The organism is Curtobacterium sp. GD1 (assembly GCF_020882855.1).
GTDB lineage: Bacteria > Actinomycetota > Actinomycetes > Actinomycetales > Microbacteriaceae > Curtobacterium.
In genome coordinates this window covers 1-20,001 of sequence record NZ_JAFEVQ010000005.1, presented here as the reverse complement: position 1 = coordinate 20,001, position 20,001 = coordinate 1, and the positions used below count along the sequence as shown (strand labels likewise).

General features: G+C 70.0%; 19 protein-coding genes. 5 read left to right on the top strand and 14 right to left on the bottom strand.

What is annotated here, in order from left to right; all coding sequences use genetic code 11:
• Positions 1–40: 40 nt before the first annotated feature.
• The 5 genes from guaA to JSX79_RS03920 are packed head-to-tail and all read right to left on the bottom strand — an operon-like array spanning position 41 to position 4,848.
• Positions 41–1,633 (bottom strand): glutamine-hydrolyzing GMP synthase, encoded by a 1,593-nt coding sequence (gene guaA, locus JSX79_RS03940; RefSeq protein ID WP_092385237.1) that lies wholly within the window; start codon positions 1,631–1,633, stop codon positions 41–43.
• A complete protein-coding gene (locus JSX79_RS03935; RefSeq protein WP_070417720.1) occupies positions 1,630–2,076 on the bottom strand; it encodes a DUF3817 domain-containing protein in 447 nt (148 codons plus the stop codon). The genes guaA and JSX79_RS03935 overlap by 4 nt, the downstream gene beginning before the upstream one ends.
• A 10-nt stretch (positions 2,077–2,086) precedes the next feature.
• The gene (locus JSX79_RS03930) at positions 2,087–2,824 is read right to left on the bottom strand and encodes an SURF1 family cytochrome oxidase biogenesis protein (protein ID WP_229085221.1); all 738 of its coding nucleotides are present in this window, start codon (positions 2,822–2,824) and stop codon (positions 2,087–2,089) included.
• A 47-nt stretch (positions 2,825–2,871) separates the two neighbouring features.
• A complete protein-coding gene (locus JSX79_RS03925) occupies positions 2,872–4,314 on the bottom strand; it encodes a cation:proton antiporter (protein ID WP_092385239.1) in 1,443 nt (480 codons plus the stop codon).
• Between the two features lie 3 nt (positions 4,315–4,317).
• Positions 4,318–4,848: a cation:proton antiporter regulatory subunit gene (locus JSX79_RS03920; protein WP_022906983.1), complete on the bottom strand. Its 531-nt coding sequence runs from the start codon at positions 4,846–4,848 to the stop codon at positions 4,318–4,320.
• A gap of 99 nt (positions 4,849–4,947) precedes the next feature.
• Here JSX79_RS03920 and JSX79_RS03915 point away from each other — a divergent pair, with 99 nt between their 5' ends.
• Positions 4,948–5,460, top strand: coding sequence for a hypothetical protein (locus JSX79_RS03915; protein ID WP_229085220.1), 513 nt, complete (start codon positions 4,948–4,950; stop codon positions 5,458–5,460).
• A 54-nt stretch (positions 5,461–5,514) separates the two neighbouring features.
• Here the strand turns inward: JSX79_RS03915 and JSX79_RS03910 are convergent, their stop codons facing one another.
• The 7 genes from JSX79_RS03910 to JSX79_RS03880 form a co-directional block, all read right to left on the bottom strand.
• Positions 5,515–7,404 carry a glycerol-3-phosphate dehydrogenase/oxidase gene (locus tag JSX79_RS03910; RefSeq protein ID WP_229085219.1) on the bottom strand — a complete coding sequence of 630 codons (1,890 nt, stop codon included), beginning with the start codon at positions 7,402–7,404 and terminating at the stop codon, positions 5,515–5,517.
• A gap of 60 nt (positions 7,405–7,464) precedes the next feature.
• The gene (locus JSX79_RS03905; protein WP_071294790.1) at positions 7,465–8,586 is read right to left on the bottom strand and encodes a GuaB3 family IMP dehydrogenase-related protein; all 1,122 of its coding nucleotides are present in this window, start codon (positions 8,584–8,586) and stop codon (positions 7,465–7,467) included.
• Positions 8,587–8,652: 66 nt separating this feature from the next.
• Entirely contained in the window at positions 8,653–8,838 is a 186-nt protein-coding gene (locus JSX79_RS03900) for a hypothetical protein (RefSeq protein ID WP_139199221.1), read from the bottom strand.
• Between the two features lie 187 nt (positions 8,839–9,025).
• Positions 9,026–9,847 carry an ABC transporter ATP-binding protein gene (locus JSX79_RS03895; RefSeq protein ID WP_070417715.1) on the bottom strand — a complete coding sequence of 274 codons (822 nt, stop codon included), beginning with the start codon at positions 9,845–9,847 and terminating at the stop codon, positions 9,026–9,028.
• Positions 9,844–10,731, bottom strand: coding sequence for an ABC transporter ATP-binding protein (locus tag JSX79_RS03890; RefSeq protein ID WP_070417714.1), 888 nt, complete (start codon positions 10,729–10,731; stop codon positions 9,844–9,846). The genes JSX79_RS03895 and JSX79_RS03890 overlap by 4 nt, the downstream gene beginning before the upstream one ends.
• On the bottom strand, positions 10,724–11,710 hold the full coding sequence (locus JSX79_RS03885) for a branched-chain amino acid ABC transporter permease (RefSeq protein ID WP_070417713.1): 987 nt from the start codon (positions 11,708–11,710) through the stop codon (positions 10,724–10,726). The genes JSX79_RS03890 and JSX79_RS03885 overlap by 8 nt, the downstream gene beginning before the upstream one ends.
• Positions 11,711–11,721: 11 nt before the next feature.
• Positions 11,722–13,074 carry a branched-chain amino acid ABC transporter permease gene (locus tag JSX79_RS03880; protein ID WP_071294793.1) on the bottom strand — a complete coding sequence of 451 codons (1,353 nt, stop codon included), beginning with the start codon at positions 13,072–13,074 and terminating at the stop codon, positions 11,722–11,724.
• 355 nt (positions 13,075–13,429) lie between these two features.
• Between JSX79_RS03880 and guaB the strand changes: the two genes are divergently transcribed.
• The 3 genes from guaB (at position 13,430) to JSX79_RS03865 (ending at position 16,962) form a co-directional block, all read left to right on the top strand.
• Entirely contained in the window at positions 13,430–14,932 is a 1,503-nt protein-coding gene (gene guaB / locus JSX79_RS03875) for an IMP dehydrogenase (RefSeq protein ID WP_070417711.1), read from the top strand.
• A 78-nt stretch (positions 14,933–15,010) separates the two neighbouring features.
• Positions 15,011–15,394, top strand: coding sequence for a VOC family protein (locus JSX79_RS03870; RefSeq protein ID WP_229085218.1), 384 nt, complete (start codon positions 15,011–15,013; stop codon positions 15,392–15,394).
• 233 nt (positions 15,395–15,627) lie between these two features.
• Complete coding sequence (locus JSX79_RS03865) at positions 15,628–16,962, top strand: ABC transporter substrate-binding protein (protein WP_229085217.1); 1,335 nt, start codon at positions 15,628–15,630, stop codon at positions 16,960–16,962.
• A 221-nt stretch (positions 16,963–17,183) separates the two neighbouring features.
• Here the strand turns inward: JSX79_RS03865 and rarD are convergent, their stop codons facing one another.
• Both rarD and groES read right to left on the bottom strand, forming a co-directional pair.
• Entirely contained in the window at positions 17,184–18,146 is a 963-nt protein-coding gene (gene rarD, locus JSX79_RS03860; protein WP_229085216.1) for an EamA family transporter RarD, read from the bottom strand.
• 132 nt (positions 18,147–18,278) lie between these two features.
• A complete protein-coding gene (groES, locus tag JSX79_RS03855) occupies positions 18,279–18,575 on the bottom strand; it encodes a co-chaperone GroES (protein ID WP_017885484.1) in 297 nt (98 codons plus the stop codon).
• Between the two features lie 163 nt (positions 18,576–18,738).
• Here groES and JSX79_RS03850 point away from each other — a divergent pair, with 163 nt between their 5' ends.
• Positions 18,739–19,941 (top strand): SAM-dependent methyltransferase, encoded by a 1,203-nt coding sequence (locus JSX79_RS03850; RefSeq protein ID WP_229085215.1) that lies wholly within the window; start codon positions 18,739–18,741, stop codon positions 19,939–19,941.
• Positions 19,942–20,001: the final 60 nt, after the last annotated feature.

Genomic DNA, 20,001 nt, shown 5'->3' with positions numbered 1-20,001 from the left:
CGGCACGCAGGACGCGTGCCGGGCCGTCAGCGCGGGAGGACTACTCCCACTCGATCGTCCCCGGCGGCTTCGACGTGACGTCGAGCACGACCCGGTTCACGTCGGGCACCTCGTTCGTGATGCGGTTCGAGATCTTCGCGAGGGTGTCGTACGGCAGGCGCGTCCAGTCGGCGGTCATGGCGTCTTCCGACGAGACCGGACGGAGCACGATGGGGTGGCCGTACGTGCGACCGTCACCCTGGACGCCCACGGAACGGACATCGGCGAGCAGGACCACCGGGCACTGCCAGATCTCCTCGTCGAGGCCGGCCGCGGTGAGCTCTTCGCGGGCGATCTTGTCGGCCGCGCGGAGCAGCTCGAGACGGTCCTTCGTGACCTCGCCGACGATGCGGATGCCGAGGCCCGGGCCGGGGAACGGCTGGCGACCGACGATGACCTCGGGCAGACCGAGCTCGCGACCGACCGCGCGGACCTCGTCCTTGAACAGGGTGCGGAGCGGCTCGACGAGCTCGAACGTCATGTCGTCGGGGAGACCGCCGACGTTGTGGTGCGACTTGATGTTCGCCGTACCCGAGCCACCGCCGGACTCGACGACGTCCGGGTACAGCGTGCCCTGCACGAGGAACTTGACCTCGCCGGCGTCCGATCCCTCGGCCGACTCGGCGCGGGCCTCGAGCACGAGGGCCTCGGCCGCGGCCTCGAACGTGCGGATGAACTCGCGCCCGATGATCTTGCGCTTCTGCTCCGGGTCGCTCACGCCGGCGAGGGCGTCGAGGAACTGCTGCTCGGCGTCGATCGTGATGAGCCGCACACCGGTGGAGGCGACGTAGTCCTCTTCCACCTGCTTGCGCTCGTCGGCGCGGAGGAGCCCGTGGTCGACGAAGACGCACGTGAGCTGGTCGCCGACGGCCTTGTGCACCAGGGCCGCGGCGACGGCGGAGTCGACGCCGCCGGAGAGTCCGGCGATGACCCGGGCGGAACCGACCTGAGCGCGGATGCGTTCGACCTGCTCCTCGATCACGTTCGCGGAGTTCCAGTCACCGGGGAGCCCGGCGGCACGGTGCAGGAAGTTCTCGAGCACGGCCTGGCCGTACACCGAGTGCTTGACCTCGGGGTGCCACTGCACGCCGTAGAGCTTGCGCTCGTCGGAGGCGAACGCGGCGACGGGGGTCGAGGCGCTGGACGCGAGGACCTCGAAGCCCTCGGGTGCCTTCGCCACGGAGTCGCCGTGGGACATCCAGGTCACCTGCGACTCCGGCTGGTCGCCGAGGAGCGTGCTCGTGCCGGGCGAGAGCGTGACGTCGGTCGCGCCGTACTCGCGCAGCCCGGTGTTCGCCACCTCGCCACCGAGCGCGGTCGCCATGGCCTGGAAGCCGTAGCAGATGCCGAGCACGGGGACGCCGAGGTCGAGGATGTCGCCGTCGAGCGCGGGCGCACCGGTCTCGTACACGGACGACGGGCCGCCGGACAGCACGATGGCCGCGGGGTCCTTCGCACGGACCTCGTCCGCCGTGATCGAGTGCGGGACGATCTCGCTGTAGACGTTCGCTTCGCGGACCCGACGCGCGATGAGCTGCGCGTACTGGGCACCGAAGTCGACGACGAGGACGGGACGCTGTTCGGTCTCGCTCACCGAGCGGCCTCCTTCTCACGCTGCTGGGCAGCGGTCAGCTCGTGGTAGGTGTCCATGGCGATCTTCTGCATGCGGTGCTCGACCACGAACGACATGAACGGGATGATGCCCCCGAGGGCGATGAGCAGGAAGCGGATCGGCTTCCAGCGCATGATGCTCCACAGACGGAAGTCGGTGAAGAGGTAGAGCACGTACAGCCAGCCGTGGGCGATGAGGATGCCGATCGACAGGTTGAAGGTGCCGGGCTCCTTGCCCGCCGTGCCCTCCGGCACGAAGAACGCACCGCCGCCGAGCTGCATCTCGAGGTGCAGCGGCGTGTACTTGATGACCATCTCGACCACCAGGGCGAGCAGCAGCACGCCGGTGATGTACGCCGAGACGCGGTACCACTTCACCGCGCCCGGGATCTTCGGGATGTCGCGGGTACGGACGGTCAGAGCCATATCGGCCATCCTACCGTCGGTCGACGAGGGCACCGTCGACGCTGAGTGCGGCCTCACGCCGCTCTTCTTCCTCGCGCTCCCAGGCGTCCTTCACGAACCGGTACCAGAGGAAGACGGCGAACCCGGCGAACACGACCCACTCGATCGCGTAGAACAGGTTGAGCCAGTCGAACTGGACCTCGCGCGAGGGCGCCCGGTCGGCGATGGTGCCGAGGTCGGCCGCCTTCGCCGTGGTGCCGTCGGCGACGACGTACCCGAGGTACATCCGGTCGTCGAACGCCTTCCACGTGTTCACGAACCGGGCCGGCGCGACCGCCGAGTACTCGCCCTTGTCGTAGGTGTCCTGGTCGGGCGACTCGGCCGGGTAGTAGCGCCCCTCGACCGTGAGCCGCGTGCCGTCCGCCAGACGGTCACCACCGGCGACGGCGGCGGACCGCTGGTCGGACCACCCGATCACCACCGGGAGGCTCGCGCCGCTCGTGTCGTCCACCAGGTGTCCGACGGTCTGGTACGTCCCGCCACCGGTCCGGCCGGTCAGGACGGTGGTGTCACCGGCGACGAACGTCCCCGTGACCGTCACCTTCTGCCCGGCCATCTTCTCGGTCGCGGGCTGCATCGGCCCGGTCACGGCGTCGAGGCTCTTCCGGTTCTCGGTCGTCGCGGGGAGGGGGGTGCCGTTGGCGATGCTCCGCTCGAGCTGCCACTTGCCCAGCCCGGCGAACACCGCCGCGAGCACGAGCGCCAGCAACAGCAGCGCGATCCACCTCGGTCGTCGGGCTACGGCCCACATCTGTATCAGTACTCCGGATCGCGCTGGCGGACCGGGCGCTCGGGGCGCTCGGCGGGGGTCTCGACCGACGACGTCCGGGGCTCGGACACCGTCTCCGGAGACTCATTCTCCCGCTCTTGGCTGCCAGCGGCCTCCACCAGGGCGAACTCCTCGGCGAACTGGCGGTCGCGCTCCGCCCGACGAGCGGCAGCGGCGGCGTCCGACTCGGCCTCTGCCGCCTCGGCCGCGGCAGCCGCTGCGACCGCTCGACGGCCACCGAGACGCGTCCGCAGGCGTGCCAGACGGGCCGGGCGGATCACGAGCCGACCGATGCGGTCCGAGTTGACCGCGAGCAACGGCCCGAGGATCGCCATGACGAGGACGTACAGGCCCGCGAAGGCGGTGATGCGGGCTTCGAGCCCGGCAGCGGCCGAGAGCGTCGCGAGGATCAGCGCGAACTCGCCGCGGTTCACCAGGATGACGGCGGTGTTGATCCCCTGCTGGACATTGAAGCCGTTCATGCGCGCGACGAGCTGTCCCGCGATGGCGTTCAGCGCGACGGTCATGCCGATCGCACCGAGCACCGGCCAGAGCACCTCGCCGAAGGTCGACAGGTCGAGCCCGAGCCCGAAGTTCACGAAGAAGAACGCCGCGAACACGTCGCGCATCGGCAGGGCGAGCTGCTCGATGCGGTCGCGGTAGCGCGTGGCTCCGCAGAGCAGGCCGATCACGAACGCCCCGATCGCGTCCGTGACACCGAGCAGGTCGCCGATGCCGCCGAACATGACCGCGAGGCCGAAGAACAGCACGGTGAACAGCTCGTCGTCACGTGTCGCGAAGATCCGGGACACCCACTTGCCGGCGAACCGGGCCAGCGTGAACATCACGATGAGGAACCCGAACGCGAGCGCGAGCTTGCCGACGACACCCCACACGTTCGTGTCACCGGAGAGGACCACCGAGACGATCGCGAGGTAGATCGCGATGAAGACGTCCTCGATCACGGTGACGCCGAGGATCATCGGGGTCTCGTCGTTCGCCAGGCGACGGAGCTCGATGAGGAGCTTCGTCACGATCGCGCTCGACGAGGTCGCCGTCATGCCGGCGATGATGAGGGCTTCGCGGGTGCCCCACCCGAGCGAGAACCCGAAGGCGAACCCGACGCCCATGTTGATGGCGACGTACGTGCCACCGGACACCAGGAGCTTGCCGGCGTTGCCGTAGAACTCTTCCTGGTCGAACTCCAACCCGAGGTTGAACAGCAGCAGGATGAGCCCGAACGTCGCGATCAGCTCGATCGTGTGCGACTCGACGTTCAGCCCGATCCACGGGGTGTGGGGACTCGCGATGAGCCCCACGACCATGTAGATCGGGATCGCGGGCAGCCCGATCGTCTTGCCGAGTCGTCCGAGGACGTAGGCGATGATGAAGAGGATGCCGATGGTGAGGAGCTCACCACCCAGGTGCACGGGCTAGCTCCTCGGCGGGGCCTCGGCCGCAGCGGCCGCAAGCTCTCCGCTGCGGTAGAACGAGAACGCCTTCGCGACCTTCTCGGGTGCACCGGCGACGACGATGGTGTCGCCCGGGAACACGACGAAGTCGGACGACGGGGCCGGGTTGGCGCTGTCACCGCGGACGACCGCCACGACGGTCAGGCCGATGAAGCCCGAGTCGTGCAGGTCGCCGAGGGGCTTGCCGGCGATGGCGTCGTCGTAGTCGACCGAGAACCAGTCGATGCTGAGGCCCGGGATCTCGTCGAGCTTGTCGAGACCCTCGGTGATGCGCGTGCCGCCGAGGAGTTCGGCGAGCGTGTGCGCCTCGTCCTCACTGAGGCGCAGCGACACCTTCTCCGACTTGTCGGCGCCGTCGGAGACGTCGGCGAAGGAGATGAGGTCGGAGTGACCCGACCGGTGCGTGATGACACCGCACTTGCCACCGTCGTCGGTGTAGAAGCTGTGCAGCACGCCGACTCCGGGGAGTTTGACGCGATGGACGTCGACCATGATGGCTCCCTTTTCGAGTACCCCGATGATAACCACCGCGATGGTCCGTCCATTCCGTTCCGCTACAGTCCGGTGGACGGGGACGACAGGGGGAACGCTGTGGACGAGCAAGACAGGACCAACCGGCTGGTGGCCGGCACCGGGATCGCGGTGGTGGCACTCTACGCCGCACTGCTCGCCGTCCAGGCACTCGTGCTCGATCCGCTCGCCGCGGTGCCGGGCGCCTCGCTCGGCGAGGTCCACGCGGAACTCGAGCGCCAGGGCTTCGCGGTCGGCACCGACATCGCCGCCGTCGTCGGGATCGCCGTCGTCGGCGTCGCCCTGGCGATCGGCCTCGGCAGCTCCCTCGTCGTCACCCGTGCACGGCCGTACGTCACCGCCGCGGTCCTGCTCGGGGTGCTCGCGCTCGGCGGTCCGATGACCTGGTGGAGCGGCTTCTGGCTCGGCATGGACGTCGCTGACGCGTACGGCGTCGGCGGTGGAGCGCACACCGCCTGGGCCGGTGTCCTCCTCGTCACCAGCGCGATCGCGCTGGCCGCGGTCCCCTTCATCCTCGTGATCGGCCAGGCGATCAGTGCTCGCCGGACCACGCACCGGTCGCGCGCTGCCTGACGGAGCCGACCCGCGCCTCCAGGCAGTCGAGAGCCAGGAGGCACGGGGCGCGTCCTACTCGGGCTCGCTCGTCTTCTCGCCGACCACCTGCTCGTCGGACGCCTTGGCACCCTCGGCGCCGCTCGACCGGCCGCCGCCGACCACCACGTCGTCCTCGTCGAAGCCGAACGCGATGTCCGGCGCCTCGAGCCGGACGCGGTCTGCCGAGGCGTCGTCGGGCTGCAGCTGCGACTCGCGTTCCGCGGCGACGCGCTTGAGGTAGTTCGAGACCTCGTTCTCGGTGGTCTCCTGGTCCCAGCCGAGCACGTCCGCCATGAGCTTCGCGGCGACGGGGGCCGCCGACTCACCGCGGTCCCACGCCTCGATCGAGATGCGGGTGCGGCGGGCGAGGACGTCCTCGAGGTGCAGGGCGCCCTCGTGCGAGGCCGCGTAGACGACCTCGGCGCCGATGTAGTCGTCGGCACCGGGGAGCGGCTCGGCGAGGGACGGGTCCTGCTTCACGAGCCGGAGCACCTCGGTCGCGAGCGTGCCGTAGCGGTTCAGCAGGTGCTCGATGCGGACCTTGTGCACGCCGAAGCTCCGCGCCGTGCGGCCGCGTCGGTTCCAGGCGGCCGGGTAGCCCTCGGCACCGAGCAGTGGGATGTCCTCGGTGGTCGAGCCCGGGATCTTCCCGTCCATCGCCGCGACGGCCTCGTCGATGGCGTCCTTGCCCATCACGCGGTAGGTGGTCCACTTGCCGCCGGCGACGACCACGAGCCCGGGGACCGTGTGCGCGACGACGTGCTCGCGGCTGAGCTTCGATGTCTGGTCGGACTCCCCCGCGAGCAGCGGCCGGAGTCCGGCGTACACGCCCTCGACGTCCTCACGCGTGAGCGGGACCGCGAGGACCTTGTTCACGTGCTCGAGGATGTAGTCGATGTCCGCCGCGGTCGCCGCCGGGTGCGCCTTGTCGAGGTACCAGTCGGTGTCCGTCGTGCCGACCAGCCAGTGCCGGCCCCACGGGATCACGAAGAGCACGCTCTTCTCGGTGCGGAGGATCATGCCCGTGTTCGACTGGAAGCGGTCGCGCGGGATGACCAGGTGCACGCCCTTCGACGCCCGCACCTTGAACTGCCCGCGGGTCCCGACCATCGCCTGGGTGTCGTCGGTCCAGACGCCCGTCGCGTTGACGACCTGCTTCGCCCGGATGTCGAACTTCTCGCCCGTCTGGATGTCGTGCGCGTGCGCCCCCACGACCCGCTCCCCGACCTTGATGAAGCCCTCGATGCGGACGCGGCTCGCGGCGTGTGCCCCGTACGACGCAGCGGTGCGGACGAGCGAGGCCACGTAGCGCGCGTCGTCGACCTGGGCGTCGTAGTACGTCATGCCGCCGACGAAGGCGTCCTTCTTGAGGCCGGGCATGTTCTTGAGGACCTGGGTCCGGCTGAGGTGCCGGTGGTGCGGGACCCCCGGCGGCCGACCACCGGACCAGCTGAAGACGTCGTACATCGCCATGCCGATGCCGATGTAGAAGCGCTCCCACACGCGGTGGTTGAGCGGGTAGAGGAAGCGGACTGGCTTCACGAGGTGCGGGGCGATGCGCTGCAGCAGGAGGCCGCGTTCGATCAGTGCCTCGCGGACGAGCGCGAAGTTCAGCTGCTCGAGGTAGCGGATGCCGCCGTGGACGAGCTTCGACGAGCGGCTCGAGGTCCCCGAGCCCCAGTCGCGGGCCTCGACGATGCCGACGCTGAGGCCACGGGTGACGGCGTCGAGTGCGCTGCCGCCACCGACGATGCCACCGCCGACGACCAGGACGTCGAGCTCCTTGGTCTTCAGGGTCTCGATGGCGGCCGCGCGTTCGTCGGGACCGAGCTTCGCCGACGGGTCGAACCCCACCCCCGGGGCGGCGGTCTCGGGCCGGGCGGGCCGGGTCGCGCTGGACGTGCTCGTGCTGGTCTTCGCCATCGTCGCCTCCGTGTCACGGTGACGCCGGGCGTCACCCGCGCCGGAGTGCGGGTGCCACCGTCAGTTCCGGTGGTACGGCGCCACGACCACTTCTACTCGCTGGAACTCCTTGACGTCGGAGTATCCGGTGGTGGCCATCGATCGACGCAGGGCGCCGACGATGTTCGCGCGGCCGTCCCACGTCGGGGTGGGGCCGTTCAGGACGTTCTCGAGCGGGGCGATCGTGCCGACCTCGACCCGGCGGCCGCGCGGCAGCTCCGGGTGGTGCGCCTCGGCACCCCAGTGGAACCCACCGCCGGGGGCCTCGGTCGCGCGGGCCAGTGCGGTGCCGAGCATCACGGCGTCGGCGCCCATCGCGATGGCCTTGACGACGTCGCCGGCGGTGTCGAGCCCGCCGTCGGCGATGACGTGCACGTAGCGGCCGCCGGACTCGTCCATGTAGTCACGGCGAGCGCCGGCGATGTCCGCGACGGCCGTGGCCATCGGGGCGTGGATGCCGAGGGCGGCCCGCGTGGTCGATGCCGCACCGCCGCCGAAGCCGACGAGCACACCAGCGGCACCGGTGCGCATGAGGTGCAGGGCCGCCGTGTAGGTCGAGGCGCCGCCCACGATCACCGGGACGTCGAGCTCGTAGATGAACTTCTTGAGGTTGAGCGGCTCGGTGTTCTGCGAGACGTGCTCGGCCGAGACCGTCGTGCCGCGGATGACGAACAGGTCGACACCGGCGTCGACGACGGTCTGCGAGAACTCCTGCGTGCGCTGGGGGCTGAGCGACCCGGCGACCGGGACACCGGCGGCGCGGATCTCGGCCAGGCGGGCGGTGATCAGCTCGGCCTTCACCGGCTCGGAGTAGATCTCCTGCATGCGCTTCGTGACGTTGCCGTCGGTGAGCGCCTTGATCTCGTCGAAGTACGGCGTCGGGTCCTCGTAGCGGGTCCAGAGGCCCTCGAGGTCGAGGACGCCGAGCATGCCGAGCCGGCCCATCTGGATGACCGTCGCGGGCGAGGCGACCGAGTCCATCGGGGCCGAGAGGATCGGCGACTCGAACGTGAACGCGTCGATCGACCACTGCACGCTCACGTCACGCGGGTCACGCGTGCGCCGCGAGGGGACCACCGCGATGTCGTCGAACGCGTACGCCCGACGTCCGCGCTTGCCAGCACCGATCTCGACTTCACTCACCCGGCAAGCCTAGCGGTCGTGTCCCCCGGGTGACACGGGCGCGACGGGCAGGGCGCGCGGCGGAGGTCAGCGCGTCCGGCGTGCGCGGCGCCTGCGGAGCGTCCGCAGGACGAGCCCGAGCAGCAGCGCCAGCACCACCAGCACGCCGACCAGCGCCGCGGCGACCTTCACGAGCAGCGCCGCCCCGACGAAGAGCACGGCGAACACCAGCCACACGAGGGCGTCGAGCACGAGGGGGCCGGGAGTCCGCACGCGACCGACGATAGCGACCCGGCGGGGGCGGGTCGCGCCTCCTGGCCGACGACGCGCCGTCCCCGCGACGTGGGCCGCGCACCGGTCCGCGTGAGGAGCGGGGCCGTGCGGCGCTGAGCGTCCACGCACGACCCCACTCGGTGCGGGTACCGCCCCCACAGCGGCACCCACGGTCGACACCGCTCGCTCAGCGCGCGGAGTCGACGTCCTTGGCGAGCGTCCCCAGGTACAGCTCGATGACCTTCGGGTCGTCGGCGAGCTCCTTCCCGGTGCCCGAGTACGCGTTCTTCCCCTGGTCGAGCACGTACCCACGATCGCAGATCTGCAGACAGCGTCGCGCGTTCTGCTCCACCATGACGATCGACACACCGGCCTTGTTGATCCGGCGTGTGCGGATGAACGTCTCGTCCTGGCGCACGGGCGACAGCCCCGCGGAGGGTTCGTCGAGCAGCAGCACCTTCGGGTCCATCATGAGCGCCCGGGCCATCGCGACCGACTGCCGCTCACCGCCGGACAGCGATCCGGCACGCTGGCCCTTCCGCTGGCCGAGGACGGGGAACAGGTCGTAGATGACCTCGAGCCGCTCGGCGAACTTCCGGGGCCGCAGGTACAGCCCCATCTGCAGGTTCTCCTCGATCGAGAGCGAGGGGAAGACGTTGTTCGTCTGCGGGACGAAGCCCACGCCGGCCTGCACGAGCTTGTTCGCCTTGAGGTTGGTGATGTCCTCGCCCTGCAGGGTGACCGAGCCCTCGCGGATGGACACGAGGCCGAACAGGGCCTTGAGGAGCGTCGACTTGCCGGCACCGTTCGGCCCGATGATCCCGATGAGCTCGCCCGGGTAGCAGTCGAGGTCGCAGCCGTTCAGGATGTTCACCCCCGGCAGGTAGCCGGCGACGAGGTTCTTCGCGCTGAGCACGGGCTCGCGTTCCAGCGTGGCCGCCGGAGCGGCGGTCGCCGGCGACGGACTGGAGGCGCTGCTCGCGTTCGTGGGCTCGCTTGCGTCGGTCATCTGGTCGCCTCCTGCTCGTCTTCTTCCGCTACTTCCTCGGCGAGTTCCTCGTAGGTCTCCTCGTTGAGGAGCGAGTCGTCACCGAGGTCGGTGTCGTGGTGCGCACCGAGGTACGCGTCGATGACCGCACGGTCGTCCATCACCGTGTCGGCCGGGCCCTCGGCGACGACCTTGCCCTCGGCCATCACGACGACCCAGTCCGAGATGTGCCGGACCATGTGCATGTCGTGCTCGACGAAGAGCACGGTCATGCCGTCGTCGCGCAGGGACTGGATGTGCCCGAGCAGCGACTGGGTCAGCGCCGGGTTCACGCCGGCCATCGGCTCGTCGAGCATGATCATCGTCGGGTCGGACATGAGCGCCCGGGCCATCTCGAGGAGCTTGCGCTGCCCGCCGGACAGCGAACCCGCGTAGTCGTCGGCCTTCGTGTCGAGCTTGAAGCGGGCGAGGAGGTCCTCGGCCTTCGCCGTGATCTCGCGCTCCCGCTTCCGCCAGAGCGCGGGGACGAGGCCGACGAAGAAGTTCTCGCCGGGCTGGTCGCGGGCGCCGAGGAGCATGTTCTGCATCACGGTGAGGCGGCTGAGCGCCTTCGTGAGCTGGAACGTGCGGACCATGCCCTTGTTCGCGATGTGGGTGGCGCTGGTCTTCTGCAGGGTGTTGCCGTCGAACCGGGTCGTCGCGCCGGGGCTCGGCTTGTCGAACCCGGTGAGCAGATTGAAGAACGTCGTCTTGCCGGCGCCGTTCGGGCCGATGAGGGCGGTGATCGAGCCGCGCTGGACCTCGAGGTGGTCGACGTCGACCGCGGTCATGCCGCCGAAGCGACGGGTGACGTCGTCGACGACCAGGATCGGGTCGTTCTTGGGGTGGGCGTACGACTCAGACACTGAACGTCAACTCCTTCTTGTTGCCCAGGAGGCCCTGTGGACGGAACACGATGAGGAGCATGAGCGCGACGCCGACGAGCACGTAGGAGAACTGCTCGGCCTGCTGCGCGTTCATGATCGAGTTCGGGATGAAGTCACCGGCGAGGGTGCGGATCGCGAGTCGGACGACGAAGAAGAGCACGGCGCCGAGCACCGGTCCGAACACCGTCGCCGCACCGCCGAGGATGAGCGCCGTCCAGATGAAGAACGTCATCGAGCGGCCCATCGCGTCCGGTTGCACCGAACTCGGCAGGACGTAGATGATCCCGGCCAGGGCCCCGAGCGCACCGCCGAACACGAGCGCCTGCATCTTGTACGAGTAGACGTTCTTGCCGAGGGAGCGGACGGCGTCCTCGTCCTCGCGGATGGCCTTCACGACACGGCCCCACGGGCTGCGCATGAGCAGGAACAGCACGAGCGTGAACAGGGCGACGAGCCCCCACGCCGCGATCCGGATCCACCAGCCGTTGACGCCGTTGTTCGAGTACGTGAACCACAGGATCGTGGTGGTGCCGTCGGGGAGCGGGCTGAGGGCGTTGAACGGGTCGCGGTAGCTCGACCCGGTGATGCCGTTCGAGCCGCCGGTCGTCGTGGTGAGCAGGCTCGACCGTCCCACCATGCGGATGATCTCGGCGCCGGAGATCGTCACGATCGCCAGGTAGTCGCCGCGCAGCCGCAGGGTCGGGATGCCGAGGATGATCGCGAACACGATCGACACGAGCAACGCGACCAGGACGGCCATCACGAACGGCAACCCGTTGGTGATCGAGATCGCGAAGCCGTAGGCGCCGAGCAGCAGGAACGCCGCCTGGCCCATGTTGACCAGGCCGGTGAGTCCGAAGTGGACGTTGAGGCCGATCGCGGCGAGCGCGAACGCCGCCGTGGTCGGGGCGAGTGCTTCCTGGGTGAGGGAGGACAGCAGGTTGAGGATGTAGTCCATGGCGGCGCTCCTTAGCCGATCCGCTCGGCGCGGCCGAAGATGCCCTGCGGCCGGAACAGCAGGATGAGGATGAGGATCACGAGGGCGGTGGCGTACTTGAAGTCACCGGGCAGCACGAGGTTCGTGAGCTCCACGACGACGCCGATGATCATCGAGCCGACGAGTGCGCCGTAGGCGGTCCCGAGGCCACCGAGCGTGACCGAGGCGAACATGAGCAGCAGCAGCTGCAGGCCGGTCTGCCAGTTCACGCCGTTGAGCACGAGGCCGAGCATCACGCCGGAGAGCCCCGCGAGGCCGGCGGCGAGCGTCCACACGAACCGGATGACCCGGTCGACGTCGATGCCGGACGCGCTGGCCAGTGCCGGGTTGTCCGACACCGCACGGGTCGCGCGGCCGAAGCGCGTCTTCGCGAGGAACAGACCGGTCGCGACGAGGACGACGAGCGCGATGCCCATCGCCACGTACGACTGCACCGTGAGCGTGACCCCGGCGAACCGGACCGTCTCGGGGTTGCCCTGCTGGATGCGGACGGTCGAGGCGCCGAAGAAGTACTGGAACGCGTACTGCGCGGCGATCGACAACCCGATCGTCACGATCATGAGCTGCGTCAGGCTGATGCGCTTGCGCCGCAACGGCCGCCAGATGCCGGCGTCCTGCAGGTATCCGGTCGCCGCGCACAGCAGCGTGACCACCACCCCCGTCAGCCAGATGTTCCACCCGAGCTGGTTCGCGAAGAGGTAGGCGAGCAACCCGCCGAGGGTGACCTGCTCACCGTGCGAGAAGCTCGACAGGCCGGTCGTGCCGTAGATGAGCGAGAGGCCCACCGACGCCAGCGCGATGAGGAGCCCGAGCCGGATGCCGGACGCGAACTGCTGCCAGGCGCGCTGGGGCGTGACGCTCGTCGCGTCGTCGTTCGTGACGACGCCCTGCTGGTCGGACAGCTGGAAGATCTGCCCGACGTTCGCGTTGAGGCTCGCCGACACGGTGCGCTTCGCGTCCGCCGCGTTCGTCAGGTACTGGCCCTTGGGCAGCGTGTCCTGGTCGACGCTCACGGTGTAGCTGCCCGCCTCGGTCACGCTCACCGACCAGCGCCCGGCGTCGGACGTCGTCGCGGTCTGCGCGAAGCCACCCGGCCCGGCGACGTCGACGTCGACGCCCGGGACCGGTTCGCGGTCCGAGTCGGTGATCGTGCCCTGGATGCAACCGTTCGTCGGGCTGACCGTGCACGGCTGGGTGCTGGCGGGTGCGGTGCTCGCGGACGCCGATGCGCTCGCGGTCGGGGCCGAGGTGGCGCCGATCGCCGGCAGCGTCACCGCCCAGTCGATCAGGAAGGTCGCCAGGAACGCGAGCACGAGGACGGCCATGATGACCGGTCGCTTTCGTCCAGGGCGGAGGCGGAACCTGCGCAGCAGTGCAGGTCCCGGCGGAGTGATGGATCCCACGGAAGAGCCTCTCGTTCGGATGACGAGGACGCTAGGGGGATTGTGTGACACCCGTGTTTCCATCACGTTCCCTGTGTGATTCGTGCCGCAACTGTGACGTTGTGGAGGAAGGCCGGACGGAGGGCCCGGGACGGGGCCGCACCGCGCCTCCTGGCCGCCCACGGGTGTCCACGGGGCGGAATGTGGAAGCGCGCCTGCGCGTTACCATGGTCTATCCGGAACCCGCCGCAGCGTTCCCGGTGTCTCGACCACTTCACCTCGCCCACGAAGGGGACCCATGGACCAGCCGGATCCGTTCGGATTCATCGGACTCACGTACGACGACGTCATGCTCCTGCCGGGGTACACCGACGTCATCCCGAGCGAGGCGTCGACCGCGTCCCGGCTCACCAAGCGCATCACGGTCAACGTCCCGCTGCTCTCCGCGGCGATGGACACCGTGACCGAGGCCCGCATGGCGATCGCCATGGCCCGACAGGGCGGCATCGGGATCCTGCACCGCAACATGTCGATCGCCGACCAGGCGGCCGCGGTCGACAAGGTCAAGCGCAGCGAGTCGGGCATGATCACCAACCCGGTGACCACCAGCCCGGACGCCACCGTGGCCGAGGTCGACGCGCTCTGCGGACAGTTCCGCGTCTCCGGCCTGCCGGTGGTCGAGGGTGACGGCACCCTCGTCGGCATCATCACCAACCGCGACATGCGGTTCGTGGCGCCGTTCGAGCAGCAGACCACGCTCGTGCGCGACGTCATGACGAAGGCCCCGCTCATCACGGCCCCGGTCGGCATCGACCCGGACGACGCCGTCGCGATCTTCGCCGAGCACAAGATCGAGAAGCTCCCCCTCGTCGACGAGGACGGCAAGCTCCGCGGTCTCATCACCGTCAAGGACTTCGACAAGAGCGAGAAGTACCCGGACGCCACGAAGGACGACGCCGGACGCCTGCGCGTCGGTGCCGCGATCGGCTTCTTCGGCGACGCCTGGGAGCGCGCGACCGCGCTGCGCGAGGCCGGCGTGGACGTCCTCGTCGTCGACACCGCCAACGGCCACAGCGCCGGCGTGCTCGACATGGTCCGCCGCCTGAAGGCCGACCCGGCGTTCGCCGCGGTGGACGTCATCGGCGGGCAGGCAGCCACGCGCGAGGGCGCCCAGGCGCTCATCGACGCGGGTGTCGACGCCGTCAAGGTCGGCGTCGGCCCGGGATCGATCTGCACCACGCGCGTCGTCGCGGGTGTCGGCGTCCCGCAGGTCACCGCCGTGTACGAGGCCTCCCTCGCCGCGCGTGAGGCCGGCGTGCCGGTCATCGCCGACGGCGGGCTGCAGTACTCGGGCGACATCGCGAAGGCCCTCGTGGCCGGTGCCGACACCGTGATGCTCGGCTCGCTCCTCGCCGGCACCGACGAGTCGCCCGGTGACCTGGTGTTCGTCAACGGCAAGCAGTTCAAGGCCTACCGCGGGATGGGCTCCCTCGGCGCCCTGCAGACCCGTGGCAAGAAGACCTCGTACTCGAAGGACCGCTACTTCCAGGCCGACGTCCCCTCGGACGACAAGCTCGTGCCCGAGGGCATCGAGGGCCAGGTCCCGTACCGCGGCTCGGTGGCGAACGTCGTCTACCAGCTCGTCGGCGGCCTGCGGCAGTCGATGTTCTACGTCGGCGGCCGGACCGTCCCGGAGCTCAAGGCCCGCGGCAAGTTCGTCCGGATCACCCCGGCCGGGCTCAAGGAGTCGCACCCGCACGACGTGCAGATGGTCGTCGAGGCGCCGAACTACAGCCGCTGAACCGACCAGCATCCTCGAACGCCCCTGCTCCCGGACGGAGCGGGGGCGTTCGTCGTCGGTCGGCAGTAGGGTCGCGGCATGGTCAGCGCCGTGTCCCACACCTCGATCGACTGCCGTGACGCCTACACGCTCGCAGAGTGGTGGAAGCAGGTCCTCGGCTACGTCGACGTCGCCGACGACCCGAACGCGCCCGGGCACGAGGAGTGCATGATCGTCGCTCCCGACGGGTCGCACCACGTGCTCTTCATCGAGGTGCCGGAAGCGAAGGCCGTGAAGAACCGCATCCACTTCGACCTGCGGCCGACCGACCGGACCCGCGACGAAGAGGTCGTGCGGCTGCGGGGCATCGGCGCGCTCGAACTGGCCGACCGACGCACGGAGAGCGGCGGCTGGGTGGTGTTCGCCGATCCCGAGGGGAACGAGTTCTGCGTCCTCCGGTCCCAGGCCGAGCTCGACGCCTGACCCCGGCCAGCCCCCACCCGGGCCGCCGGCGTCCCTGTCCGGACTGCGCGGGTCCGGTCGACCGCGCCCGGGCACTCGGCTCGAGACCCGCGGGTTTCCGCAGACCTCGCGTCACGGCTGGGTAACGAAACACTTTGCGTACCGCCCCGTCACGCGGCTGAAACACCGTGACCCTACGTTCTCTCACATCCCCAGCGGGACCTGAGGTTCCGCGCAGAGAAAGGGCTCCACGGATGATCAGAACCACCCGTGCCACCACGGCACTGGCAGTGGCAGGAGCGGCGGCGCTCCTCCTCGCCGCCTGTTCCACCACCAGCGGCGGCACCTCACCGTCCTCCTCCGCGTCGGGCGGCGCGAAGAAGGACCCCGCCGCGAGCTGCAAGGCCCCCGACACCCCGGGCACCGACGCGCTGAAGATCGGCACGATCCTCCCGCTCACCGGTTCGCTCGCCTACCTGAACCCGCCCGCGGAGTCCGGTGTGGGACTCGCGGTGCAGGACATCAACGCCGCCGGCGGTGTGCTCGACAAGGACGTCACCATCGACCCCGCCACCGACTCCGGTGACAGCAACGACATGACGGTGTCGAGCTCCGCGGCGACGAAGCTCGTGAACGCGAAGGTCCCGGTCGCGATCGGCGCCGAGTCCTCCAGCGTCACGCTCAACGTCATCGACCAGCTCACGAGCAACTGCATCGTGGAGATCTCCCCCGCGAACACCGCGTCGGACCTGTCCGGCTACTCGTCGTACTACTACCGGACCGCTCCGCCGGACTCGGTGCAGGGTTCGGCGCTCGGCCAGCTCGTCACGGGTGACGGCAACGCCAAGGTCGCGTTCCTCGTCTTCAACGACACCTACGGCACCGGCCTCCGCAACACCGTGCAGAAGGCGATCGAGGACTCGGGCGGATCCGTCGTCTACGGCGGCAAGGGCAAGGGCCAGGAGTTCCCGCCCGGCCAGACGACCTTCTCCTCCGAGGTGACCGCGGCGCTCGCCACGAAGCCGGACGCCATCGTCGTCCTGGCCTTCGACGAGACGAAGTCGATCATCCCGGAGCTGAAGTCGCAGGACGCGAAGATGTCGAGCATCTACATGTCCGACGGCAACACCGCGGACTACTCGAAGGACTTCGACAAGGGCACGCTCACCGGCGCGCAGGGCACCATCCCCGGTGCCTCGCCGAAGGACGAGTTCAAGGCCCAGCTCTCCGCCTACTACAAGAAGTCGTCGGGCAAGGACCTCGCCGACTACTCGTACGCGGCCGAGTCGTACGACGCCACCGTCCTCGCCGCCCTGGCCGCGGTGAAGGGCAAGGGCACGGACTCCGGCACCATCCAGGCCAACATGGCCGCAGTGTCCGGTGCCGACGGCGGCACGGAGTGCTCGACGTTCAAGGACTGCGTCGCCCTGCTCGACAAGGGTGAGGACATCCACTACACGGGTCCGTCGGGCATCGGTCCGTTCGACGACAACAACGACCCGTCGAGCGCCTACATCGGCATCTACAAGTTCGACGGCGACAACAAGCCCGTCTACCAGAGCGCGATCCAGGGCTCGGTCAAGAAGTAGTCGGCAGCACCGGATCGACAGCGCCTCGCGGCCCGGCCGCGGGGCGCTGTCGCGTGCGGCGGGCCGCCGGCGGCGGGCCGAGACTCGGCTGCGCGGACAGTTCCGTGGCGGACACGGCGCGAAACTGTCCGCCGGGCCGAGACTCGGGGCCCGACGGGCGGGCCGGCAGGCAGGTCGGCAGGCGGACAGGACGCGGGCCCTGGAGGCGCGGCTCGGCCCCGTCAGACCGGCTCGGCCGCGGTGGGCGCCACCGCCCGGCGCCGCGATGCCCGAGCGGCCAGGAACGAGTCGGCCGTCAGGATGACCAGGGCGAGCCAGACGATCCCGAAGCCGAACCACCGGGCACCCGACATCGGCTCGTGCTGCACGACGACCCCGACGAGCAGCTGCATCACCGGCGCGAGGTACTGCGTCAGCCCGAGCGTCGACAGGCTCACCCGACGGGCGGACGACGCGAACAGCAGCAGCGGCACGGCCGTCGCGGGCCCGGTCAGCACCGTCACGAGGACGTGCACCCAGCCCTCGCTCGTGAACGTCACCCCGCCGCCGAGGCCGGTCGCGCCGAGCACCACGAGGGCGACCGCGGCGATCGGCAGCAGCCACACGGTCTCGATCGTCAGGCCGCTCAGGGCGTCCACCGTGCCACCGACCCGCTTCTTCACGAGCCCGTACAGGCCGAACGAGAACGCCAGCACGAGGGAGATCCACGGCATCTGTCCGTAGCCCACCGCGATCACGACGACGGCCACGATGCTGATGCCGACGGCGGTCCACTGCAGCGGACGCAGGCGTTCGCGGAGCACCACGACACCGAGCGCGATCGTCACGAGCGGGTTGATGAAGTACCCGAGCGCCGCCTCGACCGTGTGGCCCGTGGTCGTCGCCGCGACGTACACGGTCCAGTTCACCAGGATGAGCACGGCCGCGAGGCCCATCACGAGCATCACCCGACGCTGGGCCATCAGGGTGCGGGTCCGGAGCCAGGAGCGGGTGACGGCGATCGCGATCGCGCAGAACACCAGCCCGAAGACGATCCGCCAGGCGACGATCTCGAACGCGCCGGCGGGGGCCATCGCCGCGAAGAGCAGCGGCATGAGTCCCCACAGCCCGTACGCGATGATCGCCTGCACGACGCCGACGGATGCCTCGCTGCGGGCCGGGCGCGCCGGGGACGGTTCACTCACGGAACCATCCTAGGAACGGGCACCGACGGTGCGGGGTCGAGCCGCGCCTCCTGGACCCGCCGACCCGGCGCGGAACGCGAGAACGCCCCGCCCGGCCGGAGCCGAACGGGGCGTTCCCGATGTGTACTGGACTCAGTGCACGATGACCGCGAGGACATCGCGCGCCGAGAGGACGAGGAGGTCCTCGCCCGAGTACTTGACCTCGGTGCCGCCGTACTTCGAGTAGATGACCTTGTCACCCACGGCGACGTCCAGCGGGACGCGGTTGCCGTTGTCGTCGATACGACCCGGGCCCACGGCGACGACCTCGCCCTCCTGGGGCTTCTCCTTCGCGGTGTCCGGGATGACCAGACCGGAAGCGGTGGTCTGCTCCGCCTCGACCTGGCGGATGACGATGCGATCCTCGAGCGGCTTGATGCTGACGGCCACGGTGACCTCTTCTTTCTCGGTACTGACTCGGTACAGATGAAAACCGTGTTGGCACTACGCACAGGAGAGTGCCAACCGCCCCAACTCTAGGGCGTCGTTGGCACTCGGTCAATCCGAGTGCCAACGTCCGACCGGGCTCTCGGCGACCTGGGAGGATCGTCGGGTGGAAGCCGCCGATCTCGCCCAGTTGCTGACCCCCGAGGGGATGGCCCTGCTCGACCGTACCCCGGCCGTGTCCGACGGTGGTGAGATCGTCCGGGTCGTCTCACGACTGCGCTCCGAAGGACACGATCCGGGCCTCGTCGCGGCGGTCCTGACGCAGGCGAGGCTCCGGCAGAAGGCCCGTGGGAAGTTCGGGGACTTCGCCTCCCGCATGCTCTTCACCGAGGCCGGCCTCGAGCAGGCGACCCGGCTGCAGGTCGCCGCCCAGCACGCCGGACGCTTCGCCGCCGCTGGGCTCCTCCGGGTCGCCGACCTCGGGTGCGGCATCGGCGGGGACGCGATGGCGATGGCGGCGCTCGACCTCGAGGTCACCGCGGTCGACCGTGACGAGGTCACCGCGGCCGTCGCGACACACAACCTCTCGCTCTGGGACTCCGCCCGGGTGGAGCTCGGCGACGCCGCTTCGTTCGACCTGTCCCGCGTCGACGGGGTCTGGATGGACCCGGCGCGCCGGACCTCCGGCCACGCGAACACGAAGCGCCTCGCCGACCCGGACGACTGGTCCCCGTCGCTCGACACCGTGTTCGCTGCCGCCACGACCACCCCGACGGGCGTGAAGCTCGGGCCGGGCGTCGACCGCGACCTCATCCCCGACACGGCCGAGGCGCAGTGGACCTCCGTGGACCGCGAGGTCGTCGAGCTCGCCCTCTGGTTCGGCCCCCTCGCCCGTCCCGGTGTCCGCCGTGCCGCTACCGTCATCGGGGCGCACGGGATCGCCGAGCTCACGGGCGACGCCGACGCCGCGGACGTCGAGGTCGGCGCGCTCGGCGCGTACCTGTACGAGCCGGACGGGGCGGTCATCCGTGCGCGGCTCATCGGCGACCTCGCCCGGTCGCTCGACGGACGGATGCTCTCCGACGGCATCGCGTACATCACCTCGGACCGGGCCGTCACGACACCGTTCGCGCAGGGCTTCCGGGTGCTCGACACGATGCCGCTCGACGTGAAGCAGCTCGCCGCGCGGCTCGCAGCGGACGACATCGGGACCGTCGAGATCAAGAAGCGCGGGGTCGACGTGGACCCGGCGCAGTTCCGGAAGCGGTTGCGGTTGCGCGGACGGGGGCGCGTCACGCTCGTGCTCACCCGCCTGGAGGGACGACACACCGCGATCCTGTGCGAGCGGCTGGGGGACGTGGCCGGCTAGGCCGCGGGGCGGGGCGCCGGGCGCGCGCCGCCCCGCGGCCTAGCCGGCCACGTCCCCCAG